The organism is Cytobacillus oceanisediminis, from assembly GCF_007830235.1.
In the GTDB taxonomy this organism is placed as follows: domain Bacteria; phylum Bacillota; class Bacilli; order Bacillales; family Cytobacillaceae; genus Cytobacillus; species Cytobacillus oceanisediminis.
Genome location: NZ_VLKI01000005.1, coordinates 325,903 through 339,570 on the forward strand (window position 1 = coordinate 325,903; position 13,668 = coordinate 339,570).

General features: G+C 33.5%; 11 protein-coding genes and 2 pseudogenes. 10 read left to right on the forward strand and 3 right to left on the reverse strand.

What is annotated here, in order from left to right; translation table 11 throughout:
* The first annotated feature begins 262 nt into the window (after window positions 1-262).
* The 3 genes from IQ19_RS11845 (at window position 263) to IQ19_RS11855 (ending at window position 3,407) form a co-directional block, all read left to right on the forward strand.
* Complete coding sequence (locus IQ19_RS11845) at window positions 263-979, forward strand: HNH endonuclease family protein (RefSeq protein WP_144542609.1); 717 nt, start codon at window positions 263-265, stop codon at window positions 977-979.
* Window positions 980-1,468: 489 nt separating this feature from the next.
* On the forward strand, window positions 1,469-3,172 hold the full coding sequence (locus IQ19_RS11850; RefSeq protein ID WP_144542610.1) for an S-layer homology domain-containing protein: 1,704 nt from the start codon (window positions 1,469-1,471) through the stop codon (window positions 3,170-3,172).
* Window positions 3,159-3,407 carry a DUF3006 domain-containing protein gene (locus IQ19_RS11855; RefSeq protein WP_144542611.1) on the forward strand — a complete coding sequence of 83 codons (249 nt, stop codon included), beginning with the start codon at window positions 3,159-3,161 and terminating at the stop codon, window positions 3,405-3,407. Before IQ19_RS11850 ends, IQ19_RS11855 begins: the two co-directional genes overlap by 14 nt.
* A 33-nt stretch (window positions 3,408-3,440) precedes the next feature.
* On the opposite strand, the gene IQ19_RS11860 is transcribed toward IQ19_RS11855, so the two are convergent.
* Complete coding sequence (locus IQ19_RS11860) at window positions 3,441-4,046, reverse strand: restriction endonuclease (protein WP_144542612.1); 606 nt, start codon at window positions 4,044-4,046, stop codon at window positions 3,441-3,443.
* Between the two features lie 294 nt (window positions 4,047-4,340).
* Between IQ19_RS11860 and IQ19_RS11865 the strand changes: the two genes are divergently transcribed.
* From IQ19_RS11865 to IQ19_RS29280, 3 genes and pseudogenes are all read left to right on the forward strand, one after another.
* A complete protein-coding gene (locus tag IQ19_RS11865) occupies window positions 4,341-5,483 on the forward strand; it encodes a hypothetical protein (protein WP_144542613.1) in 1,143 nt (380 codons plus the stop codon).
* Between the two features lie 95 nt (window positions 5,484-5,578).
* The gene (locus IQ19_RS11870; protein WP_242020965.1) at window positions 5,579-5,923 is read left to right on the forward strand and encodes an HNH endonuclease; all 345 of its coding nucleotides are present in this window, start codon (window positions 5,579-5,581) and stop codon (window positions 5,921-5,923) included.
* Between the two features lie 143 nt (window positions 5,924-6,066).
* Window positions 6,067-6,249: pseudogene (locus tag IQ19_RS29280) on the forward strand (DnaJ domain-containing protein); the annotation flags it as partial.
* Between the two features lie 951 nt (window positions 6,250-7,200).
* On the opposite strand, the gene IQ19_RS11880 reads toward IQ19_RS29280, so the two are convergent.
* Together IQ19_RS11880 and IQ19_RS11885 are read right to left on the reverse strand one after the other, a co-directional pair.
* Window positions 7,201-7,926, reverse strand: a complete 726-nt coding sequence (locus IQ19_RS11880; protein ID WP_144542616.1) for a hypothetical protein — start codon at window positions 7,924-7,926, stop codon at window positions 7,201-7,203.
* 249 nt (window positions 7,927-8,175) lie between these two features.
* The gene (locus IQ19_RS11885) at window positions 8,176-8,388 is read right to left on the reverse strand and encodes a hypothetical protein (RefSeq protein WP_144542617.1); all 213 of its coding nucleotides are present in this window, start codon (window positions 8,386-8,388) and stop codon (window positions 8,176-8,178) included.
* 260 nt (window positions 8,389-8,648) lie between these two features.
* On the opposite strand from IQ19_RS11885, the gene IQ19_RS11890 reads away from it, so the two are divergent.
* The 4 genes and pseudogenes from IQ19_RS11890 to IQ19_RS11905 all read left to right on the forward strand — a co-directional run.
* Window positions 8,649-10,619: a DUF262 domain-containing protein gene (locus tag IQ19_RS11890; protein ID WP_144542618.1), complete on the forward strand. Its 1,971-nt coding sequence runs from the start codon at window positions 8,649-8,651 to the stop codon at window positions 10,617-10,619.
* A 416-nt stretch (window positions 10,620-11,035) separates the two neighbouring features.
* Window positions 11,036-12,331 (forward strand): HNH endonuclease, encoded by a 1,296-nt coding sequence (locus IQ19_RS29110; RefSeq protein ID WP_144542619.1) that lies wholly within the window; start codon window positions 11,036-11,038, stop codon window positions 12,329-12,331.
* 75 nt (window positions 12,332-12,406) lie between these two features.
* A complete protein-coding gene (locus IQ19_RS11900; RefSeq protein ID WP_144542620.1) occupies window positions 12,407-13,345 on the forward strand; it encodes a hypothetical protein in 939 nt (312 codons plus the stop codon).
* Between the two features lie 133 nt (window positions 13,346-13,478).
* A pseudogene (locus IQ19_RS11905) lies at window positions 13,479-13,668 on the forward strand (IS21 family transposase); the annotation flags it as partial.

Genomic DNA, 13,668 nt, shown 5'->3' on the forward strand with positions numbered 1-13,668 from the left:
GTTGGAGTGCTAGTAAGTTGCTTGCAACTTACTAGCCAGCGAACGCTTTGCTTGCAAAGGGTGAGCCAAAAGCACCGAACGAAGTGAGGTGGGAAATACAGTTAAAAGGAATGTAAATGATTATATTGGTAATAGAATCCTTATGACTAAGTATCATATCATACTAAATTGAAGTTTAATTGAATAGGAGATGTTTCAAATTAATACAGAGGTATCTGGAATTACTAAAAAATGTACAGAAGCAAGTTGTAGAAGAAAGAATGTGGAGCTGCCTTTAGAGAATTTTTATAAACATAAAGGCTCAAAGTATGGAAGACGTGCTATCTGTAAAGAGTGCTATCACATTAGGTATGGAGAAAAAATAAAAAAGGGAAGCAGAAATAGAAAATATTTTCTTCAACTATCACCTAATCCATTTGAAAAGGAACATAAAGAGAAGGCTTTAAAAGACTATAAAAATCAATGTGTATTGTTAGGTTCTACTGAAAATATAGAGATTGACCATTTCGTCCCTTTAAGTTGGAGTAAGATAGCTATTAAATATTGTATTGGTGGAAACTTATATAAGAATATGCTGCCGCTAAGCAGATATTTAAATCAGTCAAAGTCCTCGCGAAATCCATTTTATTGGATAAAATTTGCAAGTAATAAGTATAAAATAAACATGGAAAAGTGGGAAGAAGCTGTAGAATACATAGCAGAGAAGCACGAAATGGCTACAATTGACTTTAAGCTAGCTGTAAACAATTGTTATGTTGAAGTTAAAATAAAAAGAAAAATAAAATATCTGAATTCAAAGTTGATTGGTTTACGTAATATAAATCATCTGAATTTAAGGTCTTTTTTGGAACAGGGTATAAATTTAAAGGTTGCAATTGATGTTTATGGAAGTAAAAATGCTAAAGAATTTTTCTCTAAAGGAGAAACAGAGAAATATATTAGGAATCTAAAGAATCTGATGTCCAAAGAGCTAAATTGAGAGAAAATCAGCTAATATTATGGTAAAGGAAAGGATAGGTGCGATACTATCCTTTTTATGTGAAAAAATCAAAGTAATGCACTTTTACAACCTTGTTATTGTACTCGAAACGATAAGATAATATGCTTAAGGTATGCCTTGCTCGTAGGCACTTTATTAAAGTTAAGTATTATTAATCTAAAAGAACGAACTATGACTTTATAGTTAGGTATAATACATAAGATAAACGATAAAGTCTAATTTGATAAAATCTCAATTTTATTTATTATTCATTAAGTTTCATAGTAAATGGTTAATTAGTTTTTACAGAATTTGTACATAATAAGTAATTACCTTTAGCTAATATGTGTAGAAATTAGGGTGTGGAGAATGTAACCTTTTTTTTGAAAGAATGAGAAAAATTATGCAGAAAATGAATCTTTAATATTACTAGAAACTATTAAGTTACTCCTTTATAATTAAAATGGAAAATAAAGGAGGTTATTTATATTGAAAAAACTATTTAGCTTGTTTTTTGTTTTTGTACTTGTTTTTTCTGGTTTTTCGCAAAGTACATACGCGCAAGGATTTAAAGACCTTACCTCAGACCACCGATTCTTTGAAGAGATTAACTATCTCGTAGACGGAGATATCATTACAGGCTTTCCAGATGGTACATTTAGACCCAATGTTACAGTCACTCGAGCGCAAGCAGCAATAATGATTGGACGTGCATTAGATTTAGATGGAACTCAAAGAGACACAAAATTTAAGGATGTTAACTCAGATGTGAAAGCTTCTGGCTATATTGATTCAGCGGTTCAAAAAGGGATAATTTTAGGCTTTCCTGATAACACGTTTAGACCGGATGCACCTGTAACCCGTGGACAAATGGCAATCTTCTTAGCTCGGGCATTTGATTTAACAGAGGAATTACAGGTATCTTTTTCTGATGTAAGTTCAGGCATGTCTGCTTACGTTTATATTAAGAGAATTTTAGCCGATGGCATCACAGCAGGCTATCCTGATAATACATTTAGAACTGATTCAAAACTTTCAAGAGGAGATTTCTCTGCTTTTCTTGCTAGAGCGTTAGATGTTAAATTTAAAGTAACTGTTCCAGGTCAAGAAATGGAAGTTCATTTTATTGATGTAGGTCAAGGGGATAGTATTTATATAAAAACGCCAAATGGGAAAAACATTTTGGTTGATGGTGGTAAACAGTTAAGCAACTTAAAAGTTCCTACCTATTTGATGGAAGCCGGTGTATCATCAATTGACCTCTTGGTTGCTACACACCCTGATGCAGACCATATTGGTGGATTAGTTCAAGTTTTAAAGACTCTTCCTGTTAAACAAGTATTAGATAGCGGTGCTACTCATACATCTCAAACTTTCTTGGAATATTTATCAATCATAGATGAGAAAAATATTCCTTTTAAGGTAGCAAAAGAGGGAGAGTTTATCGATATAGATTCTGCTCTTAAGATACAGGTGCTGAACACTTATGAAGATGGCGAAGACAATAATGAAGGTTCAGTGGTATTGAAGGTATCATATAATGAGATCGACTTTTTGCTGACAGGGGATGCTGATTATTCAGCTGAGCATGAAATGATTAATAAATACAACGTAGAAGCAGAAGTGCTTAAGGTTAGTCATCATGGTTCAAATACTACTTCTTCACTTTCATTTTTAGAAGAAGTATCACCCGAAGTTTCTGTACTTTCATATGGAGAGGAAAATCAGTATGGACATCCACATTCTGAAGTAATTGATAGATTGTTGTCTGTAGGTTCAGAGGTATATTCTACTGTTACTTCTGGAAATATAGTTGTTGATACAAATGGTATAACATATGAAGTACATGGAACCCCTGATTCCCTTCCAGGGGACCCACAAGAACCATCTGGAAAGGCTAGTATTTTAAATGTTGACTTGGATAAAGAGATTGTTACAATAAAAAATAATGATTCAATAGATATTGATATGACTGGATGGAAGCTTGTGAGTGTTGAGGGTAATCAAACTTATGATTTCCCAGAAGGTTATGTGCTAAAATCAGGTGCAACTGTGTATGTAACATCAGGAAACAATGCACAAGACCAACCACCAACATACTTAAAATGGACAGGAGCATATATCTGGAACAATGATGGGGATGCTGCGGAATTATATAATGCAGAAGGTGTGAAGGTAAGTGAAGTCAAATAAGTACACTATAGACCGATTTGAAGGCGACTTAGCAGTTTTGTTACTTAGAGATGATGAAACTATCGTAAAGGTTATCTCCAATGAGGAACTGGGGAATCTATATAATGAAGGTGATATTTTGGAGATAACTTTTGATAAATACGACAGAGTAGAAAGTGTATACTATCTAAAAGATGAAACTGAATACGCTCGATGGAAAGCTTTAGAATTGCTCAAAAAACTAAAGAATAAATAAAGAATGCCCTTCTTGATAAGAAGGGCTTTTTACTTATATATATTCAGGGATAACTTGCTTAATTTCCTGCTCAGCATTTTCTAATCCAGCTAGCCAAATTTCAACTAGTCTAACACCATCAACAAGTTCAATATTTAATTCCTCTGCATATTCTCTTGCATACTTGGTAAAAGAACCTGTGGTAACTACATACCCTCCAATTGCCCCTTGCTTAATCATGTTTGAGTGGATTACTGCAATTGGACCGAATGGTACGTCTTCTTTATAGCATTTTACCTGACCTAAATACTTCCCTTCCTTAGTATCATGCTCAAAATCTACACCAAAGTCACCAGTTGGTGGTGATACCCATGTATTCCCTCCTCTTGCTTTCTCAAATACTTCTGCTACAAACGATTCAAATGTAAAAGGGTCTTGTTTAATGAAAACTGAATTTGCTTTAATTGAGTTATTATTATCCTCTTGCTCTTTCCTGAATCTAAGGTATAACCCCATTGCTAATGTTCTTTTCATTTCTTCACTCGAGTCAATATGACTAGCTAATAATGCAGTTTTATAATTGTTTTTTCTTTTTAACATTTGAAAATGAATCCATGAAGTTATTAATACAACGCCTATCATGATTTCAACCAATAACATTAATATCTCCTCCTTGTAGTAACGGTATTGGTATTTTAATTACTAAATATTCACATTCCTATGTAAAAATTTAAACGCCCTCTGGAGTATATAGTATAGAATGAATGCTGAATTATGAAGTGCTGGCATACATAAAAAAGAAGAGTTCCTCCTAAACATCATTAAGAACATAAAGGATAACACTTCTCTGATAAACGATTGGTTATTTTTTCAACTTTTGGCGTAATTGTCGATATGAATCTATTGTATAATTAATCCACTATGGTAAATATTTGAATTAAGGGGGAAGGTTTAGTGGCGAAAATATTAACGGAACGTGAAGTTTCAGAGATAATGTCACAGCTTTCAGTTGAACAAAGGAAGTTTATTTTAGAAAACAGCAAGCAAAGCAAGAAGGCAAAATGGCTTGAAGTGCTAGCAATCTTCAAAGGTATTGATATCCAAAATACCATGACCTTGGAAGAAGTCGAAAGTTACATTGACGATTGGGTTTTAGTGGATATATTGGATAGCGGATACGGCAATAAGAATTATCAATGCGAATGTGGCAATCCACTTCGTTACCAATACATCGTCATGAACAAGAAAAAGCAAATGACTTTCGGGTTTGGGAAAACCTGTTTATCGAACCATACAAATCTTTCTACGGAACTGGTAAAGGACATTTTAAATGGCTTCCATAAAATCGACTTGGAAAGGGATGAAATCCTTTTGAAAGTTTTCAAAGGGGAGCTATTCAATCTAAAACCATATCTAAATTTAGAAAATATCCCTCAAGTGATTATTGAACAGGTTAATTTGGGATTACCACTACTGAATAAACAAATCTACCAACTGGAAGAGATGAAGCAGGAGTACGACAAAAGAAAATGTCATGAACGTATCTTGGATGGCTTGAAATCCGAAGCAAGATTAGCATTTGAAGGATTTCCAAAACCTGTTCAACAAGAAATGCTCAGAAAAATGGTGAACAACGAATATATAAGAAATGTTCCGACAGGGTTTCAAGACGATGAAATTGAATGGCTTTTGTCCTTAGGGCTTCCTTTACTCGAAAAGCATCAGAGGAAGATTTTTACCTATTATCAAAAACAGAAACTTGAAAAGGAAATGCAACAACAATTGGAGTTAGAAGAGTATTATGCGCCATATAGAGAAAAGAACATTACACGAATTAATAGTGGAATAGCGACTCATATAAGTCCTATTTCCGTAATAGATTATCAAACCCTTAAAGAACGTCATTCAACCACCCTGAAAGCCATACACGCACATCAGGATAGATTATCTACTGGAAACAAAAAGGAATGGGAAAGAATCATTAGCATGATAAGACAGTTAAAAGAAGGCGGGGAGTTTGATTATTCCAGTTTTAAGTTAAATATCAATATGATATGTTTTCAACTGCACATTGAACGAGATTATTATCTTTATTAGTAAGCGGGCAGCTCCTCTCGCAGAATTCCATACAATACTGATAGAAGGAAATTTAGAGGGAGAGGAAAAGGGTTATCGGCAGAATGAGGAGGGAAATGTTTGTAAAGTCTAGGATTGGTCAAACAATATTTAAAAAAGCATTATTAGAGAAAGAAGAGAAATGTAAGATATGCGGAGTAACAGATGTGAGATTTCTTATGGCGAGTCATAAAAAGCCTCGGAGTCAATCTAATAATAGAGAGCGGTTAGATGTAAATAATGGTCTTTTACTCTGCCCAAATCATGATGCTTTAATTGACAAGGGGTATATTAGTTTTGATGGTGATGGAACAATATTGGTTTCAGAAAGTATAGATATGGATACAAAGGTTTTTCTTAATATCTATGAGAAACAACAACATTATATGGAGTGGCATAGGGAGTACAAATATAAAAAATAATACTATTATTAAAATATAATGGAATGTGTGTAATAGAAGTTGTTCAAGTAGGAAGAAACAAATTACAGAAGGACCCAAAATAAAAAATGGTATTAATTAGAACAAACTTCTGTTTTTAATGACCAGTGAGGTGCCATGGAAAAATGAAGAATATTATTGATTATTACGAGGTTCTAGGTGTTTCATATTATGCAACTTCTGAAGAGATAAAAAATGCCTATAGAAGAAAAGTTAAAGAAGTTCATCCTGACAAAGACCGAGGGAATGCAGAAGAGTTTAAGTTTGTAAAAGAAGCATATGACGTTTTGAGTAATGAAGAAAAGAGAAGGCTATTTAATGATATCCTCTTTAAGGCAACTAACTTTAACGTACTATCTAAAGTTTCCTACACACAGGAAGAACCTAAAGAAAAACATCCACCGCAACCAAATATACGACAAACGAATAGTAATGCAAAAAAGTGGAAAATCCTTGCTATAGTTTTATTGGTATTTTCTATCGGTATCATTTCTATAGGGGTTTGGGGTTTATATTATTATGAAAGACAGATAGCGGAAGTTGATGGTGAAAAAAATACAATTATCCAAAGATTGACTGAAGCAGAAAATGATAATAGTGTTTTAGATAAAAGGCTAGAGGATGTCACAAAAGAAAATATGAGACTCAATGAGGAAAATGTAGAGTTAAGTAATGAGTTATCAGGTGTTCTAATTGAAAAGGAAATTAATAGTAATTTAGCTTCTAATACAAATACTGAGGAAGTATTATCAACTAACGTAGAAGAGATTGAAGGTGTCTTTACTCAAGGTTCCACTAAAGAACACGTGAAAAAAATAATGGGTACGCCATCTAGTCTCAATAAAATGCCTTTAGGTGGTGAGACTTGGTGGTATGGAGGGGCAGCTTACATAAACTTTGATGCAAACGGTCTTGTAGAGGGCTGGACCGATATTAGCGGAGATGTGTTGAAGGTGCAGTAACGATGTATAAAATTTATCCTAAAGACCTCCAAATTAGCTAAAATGGTTTTAGTTATATAAAAACATAAAAAAGAACCTCTTAGAAGGTTCTTTACTTTATTATGAAATACTTTTGGCAACGAGGTTATCAGATATTAGGTAACTTTAATATGAATTTCATTAAAAATCTTATTCAAGTAACGGGCAGAATACTAGAAGAAAGATTTTTCTAAGAAGGGTGTTTTGCACAAAACCCCTAGGTGGATTAACTAGAAAAAACAACCCGGACTTATAATGTGTGTATGAACCAAAAAAACGTTAGTCGACTGGAGGGAACATGCCTTCATATTTACCATAGCGGTGAATAGACGCTAGAATGTCCTTTTTATTGGAGAAATCCATTTCTGTTATTGTTTGACCACGTAATTTCCATATGACAGCTGGTTCTTCATAATTCATACCAGGCTCGCGTGCATTATATAAATTAATCGTGTAGTAGAAATCGTTTTGGTAATTCTCATCTGTTGGGCTAAATTCTCTAATTAAACCACTTACTTTTAAATAATGAATTAAATCAATAATTTCCATTCTTGGGTCGTATGTTGGGTCAAGCTCTAAATCTATAATAAACCCGTCACCATAATCTCTAATAACCTTTCCATTTTTAGTTTCAAAAGTAAACCTATAATCTTTGCTATCATTGGAGGCAACCATCTCACCAAACTTAGAAATAGACTCTTTAGAGTATTCATAGTAATAGCGATCAGCTCCGAATATCGCTTCTACTGCCACAATGAAACTCTTTGTACTTGGTAATGACTCCACATCATGGAAATGGTAAGCAATGATTTGTTTCCCGTTCTCATCTGTACCTTCAACTGATTTCGTACCCGGTTCATGTTCATTATTGTCCGTTTTTTGGGCGTTTGTTTCCGTTTCGCTCGTTCCACCCTTGGTACCGGACGAAACATTCTCCTGTTCTCTATCCTGTCCACAGGCTACCAAAAATAAGGTCATACACCCTATTATCCAAACCTTCTTCATTTCCCCTGCTCCAATCGATTTTTTTATAGTTACATCAAGAAAATTTTAGCATATAGGGTGTATTTGCACAAAACCCTGAAAAGTTGGATTAACAAAAAACAATCCTTGTCAAAATATATACAAATCTTTTGCCAATCCTTATTTAACTTATGGTAAAATTTTGATAAAAAAGGGTATTAACAAGAAAGGGGCTACCGTATAGAGCTGTAAGAATCAAAAAACCTTCTCGGTAGAGAAGGATTATTTCAATTAATGCATAATCGTATGGTTAAACTGTTTTAACCATCTTTGATTTCTCCTTATTATCTCTTCGTACAAACCTTGGTCTTCAACTTCCTCTAGTGTTAGATAGCTGCAATCAGTATGTAAAATGCCTTTAAAAGTTCCATCCAGGACTACTTCTTGACCCACTTTCATTTCTTCCAAACAAATAGGACAATGCGGTATGACTTTCTTCTCCATATAAACACCCCCATGCATATATTTAGCTCTATAGTATAAAAGTCCTTGTGTCTAATTTGTGAAATATAAACTTCTCTAAAGTACTTTTATTATCTAACTATTATAAAAGAGCTAATTTATGAACGTTAAAGAAAGAAAAATATGGTATAATTCCTAGTTAAGGTGTAGAAAAAATTTTGTGTTTTAGATTTTATCTCCTATTAAAAAATTCTTTTATATGATAGAAAAAAATGATATTGAAGGAGGAGGATTTTTAATTAATGAAAGCAACAGAGTCTATTATTCAGCCGATGATTGAAGGAACAAAACAATATGTAATTCCACTTTTCCAAAGAACATATAGTTGGTCAACTTCACAGTGGAAACAATTATGGGATGATATTTTAGAGATTCGTATTACTCATGAACACAGAAGCCACTTCATTGGTTCCATAGTAAGTATGTCGATGGATTCAGAGCCACACGAAGTCCAAAAATACATAGTTATAGACGGACAACAAAGGCTTACAACTTTATCTATTCTGTTAATTGCTATAAGAGATGCAGCGAGAGAAAGTGGTGATAAGGAACTAGCTGAAGAAATTCATGAAAACTTATTGGTGAATAAATGGAAAACAGGAGATAGCTTCTATAAACTTCTTCCCACACAAGTAGATAGACAGATATATAAATATCTAATAGATGCATCCGAACAAAATTATGAAAAATCAGGTATTAAACAAGCCTATGATTATTTCAGAAACAAAATTAGTAAGACAGAAATTGATTTTAAGGAATTTAAGACATTGCTCTCAACCAGGCTTTCACTCGTAAGCATTGTTCTTGCATCTGATGATAATCCTTATTTAGTATTTGAAAGTCTAAATGCAAAAGGTAGACCTTTAACTCAAGCTGACCTAATCCGAAATTTTTTCTTTATGAGAATCAGCAGCGATAAACATGAAGAGGTTTATCAGGAGTATTGGAAACCGATGCAGGATTACTATCAAGACTCTCTAACTGAATATATAAGGCACTTTTTAGCGAGAAAAGGAAAAATTGTTAGAAGTTCAGAAGTGTATTTAGAACTAAAAGAATCAGTTAGTTCTGGGGATATAATTGAGCATGTTAAAGAGCTACACAGGTTGTCAGAGTATTATAGATGTATACTAAATCCTGATTTAATTGATGATTTAAAGCTTAGAAGTGCATTGAACAAGATAAACAGAATTGAGGCAAAAACTTCTTATCCATTTCTATTGAATATGTTTACCCTATATAGAGAAGGAAAGCTTTTATCGGAGGAGTTTGTAAATATTGTAAGCGTAATAGAGAACTATTTAATAAGAAGGTTTGTTTGCGATATTGCCACAAATGAATTAAATAAGATTTTCCTTTCGCTAATTCAGAAGGTTAATGGTTTTTCTACAAAAGAGCTTCTTGAAGAGGTTAAAGCTTTTCTACAAAACAAAGGTTATCCTAAAGACCAAGAATTTAGAGACAAGTTACTTACAACCCGTTTGTATGGGAGCGGTGATAGAGCAAGGAAGACAAAGTTTATACTTGAATCTATTGAAGAGTCGTACCGGCATAAGGAAAAAATAAATTATGGTAATCTGACAATTGAACATATAATGCCCCAAACACTTTCGGATTCTTGGAAAATTTCTTTAGGTGAGGAATGGGAAAACATTCTCGATGAATATTTGCATGTTTTAGGAAACCTTACCCTTACTGCTTATAATTCTGAAATGTCAAATGAAACTTTTCAAAAGAAACGAAAGAATTTGGGTGAAAGTCATTTGGAAATAAATAAAACCTTTCGGAACTTGAACAATTGGGGGATTGATGAAATAAAAGCAAGAACGAACTTATTAGCTGATAAGTGTTTGCAGGTGTGGAGTTATTTTGGCTCTCACAATAATGAAATAAAAGACGTTAAAGGCACTTCCCCTAGATTGTTAACTATTCTTGGTAAGAACCTTGAGGTTTCTACTTGGAGAGAGGTATGGATTACGACCCTTAATGAAGTTATTCAATTAAAAGAAGGAAACTTTTTTGTTATTCAGGAAAAGTATCCCAACCTGTTCTCTTCTGATATTAATAAATTCAAAAGAAGAAGCGTACTGAAAAATGATATATATGTTAATGTTGATTTTAGTGCAAGGGATATATACAGGTTAAGTCTTAAGATATTAGAGATTATTGGAGTCCCAAAGGAAGAATGGAATGTAGAATTTGTTGTAAATTAATTTTAATATAGTAGGTCACCATGTACCAATTTTATTTATACTTTGGATTATTTGATAGTAGCTTTTCTCCTCCTTTAATTCAAACACATATCAGTTTACTATGGTTATAACGTCCATGATAGACGTAGATGAGTTGGCACAAGGCTTATATTATAAGAAAAAGCTATTAATGATTTAAGTAAAACAATCAAATCACATTTAAATTTTAAATGCTCTTACCGAGTAAACGCTCTATAAATCGAGATACATTCAATACTATAGAAAGCTCTGAAGTGGATGAACTTTGGAGTTTTTTTGTTATGAAATTAAATATAGTAGGTTATCCAAAAATAGTAATTTATAAGGTATAATTTTCCTATTGGTATCTAAGTATTCTTTTTTTCTTTATAAATAGGTATAAATGGAGGTGGAAATTCGTGGATTTACTTATGTATAATAATAGTTTTGCTAATAAAGAATATATGAAGAAGAGAGTTAAAGAAACTGAGTATTATATTTTAACTACGAAACTGAGAGAAGGTAGATATAAATTAACCATACTAAGAAACCATTCAATAATCAACGAAAGCTATCATAATGGTCTGACAGCTGCTAAATACAGTGCATTTGAATGGTTAATTTCCATTGACCCTTCAATTTTTGAGTTGAATAAAGTATCAATGGTTCATTATAAAGAGGACAGACCCAATGGAGAACCATGGGTAAAGGATACAAATATTGAGCTGCGTAAAAATTTTGAGGCTTATTTTAAGAATAAAATCACTAGCCAAAATGCTAGACTCCCTATGTCAAGAGAATCCACCCAAGAGTCTAAGACCTGGATATTTCAAGGGAATCCTAAGATATTCGATATTGATAACTATGTTAATAATCATAAAATCATTTGGTGGTCATTAAGGCAAGAGCATTACATTGACAGAATCCAAAAAGATGACGAAGTCTATTTGTGGAGGTCAGATGGTGCGCAAAAAGGGACTGGTGGAATATTAGCAAAGTGTAGAGTTAAAAGTTTACCCATAAAGAAAATTGATGATGAAAGTTTTAAGGCATATTGGCACACAAATGATTGGGAAAACTCATATCTTGTTGTAGAGTTAGAAGTTCTGGATGTTAGACCTGAAGATGGATTTATTAGTAGAATAACTCTTTTAAAGCATCCTGTTTTAAATGAATTATTAATCCTAAGGCTAAGACAGCAGACGAATTATTTGCTACCTGTAGAGCAAGCAATGGCACTTCAAAAGTTATGGGATTCTAGTAAAGGCAGCTTACAAGATGTTGCAACCTTAAATGCTATTGGAAAGCTATCAAATAATGACATAACAGACACAGAGAAAGAGCAAATTATTAAATCTAGAATCGGTCAATCAGCATTCAAAAATGAGCTTTTAGCAAATGAGGGAAAATGTACATTATGTGGAGTTTCAGATGAGCGTTTTCTTATAGCGAGTCATATAAAGCCTTGGAGTCAATCTAATAATCAAGAGCGGTTAGATGTAAATAACGGTTTGTTGCTTTGTCCTAATCATGATGCGTTGTTTGATAAGGGATATATTAGTTTTGATGGTGATGGAATAATTTTGGTTTCTGAGAGTCTAGATGTGGCTACAAAGGTTTTTCTTAATATTAATGGCACTATGAATATTGATATAAATGAGAGACAACAACATTATATGGAGTGGCATAGGGTTAATATTTATAAGCCAAGGTAGTTCGATGATAGGAAAAGGAAAAATTTATGTAAGAAAGAAGGAAAAGTAAAATATAATTTGAAAGGAGACAATATAGTGAATAAAATATTATACTTTCCCTCGATTTCAATTCCTAAAAGCCAATGGCTAATGGGGTCATTGTTCTATTGGGATAAGGTAGGGTCTATCGTGCCTTTAGAGTTCCTAAATAAGCCAAATCTTTTAGGCGAGCATACGAGAAAATTAGTAGAGGCTGAGTTGATAGAGCAGGTAGTACCAGAACAGCATTTATGGAATGTGCCTAATTTCGAAGATGCATTCTTAGAGTTTATTGATAATAACCCTGTATTTTGCTCTATCTCTAAGTTGGGAAGGTTAGGGTTAATAGGTCAGGATGGAGTAATTAGAACAACAACAGAAATACATATGGGGAAGCTTAGAAGCCTTGGTCATCAGCTAGAACAAAGAGGATTGGCAACTAAGGGGAGAGGGTCTTGGTACACTGTAGAGAGTTATACGGCATCTAATTTTATGACATATCTAGCAACAGTATTAGGAACACTTACAGAATATAGACCTCTTACTGATAGTTATAATGAGTTATCATATTTCCTTCCTAATGTAAGGAAAAAGAATACCCGAGATTTACTAAAAGAACAACTTCGGGCTAGAATCATTGAAAAAGTATTACCTGTTCCTTCTTCTGTAGAAGACCCGTATGATATTTATCGATTTAAGGAAAAGCATTATGATAAGCTAACAAGATTTCGTAGATACGTAGAAGAGTTTATCCTCAATCTTGAACTCCTTCCAGAAAATCAAATTGATGAAAGAATACAGTTGTTTTCTGAAAATTCAGGATATGAGATTAGAGATATTTCAGATACAATGAAAACGTTTAAATGGAGAATGATAAGTTATGCTACATTTTGTTCAATAGCCTCTCCAGCCTTGAGTTTAGTGAAAGGGATTTCTGAGGATAGTAATTTAGATACGGTAAATGCAACCGTTGGGTTATTGTTTATGGCATCATAAAAATGTAGGTTATGGCATTTAATTTGTGCAGGCCCCGAGGGGCCTGCACAAATTAAAAAAGGCCACTTGTCAACATTCCCAAATACACATACACTTCCTGTTGGGTACAAAACGTGCAGGAGGTATTAAGGAGATGTTGGCTGTGGCCGAGATTAATTATATCAGACATGAAGTTAACTTTAAAGGCTGCGGATATTCCAGTGTGGCTAAAAAAATGGGGAGAGATCCCAGAACCGTTAAGAAGTATGCAGAGATGGAGGACTTCAACGAAAAACCTAAAAAGAAACTAACTAGGACTGCTCCTGTGATAGGACCAGTGAAAG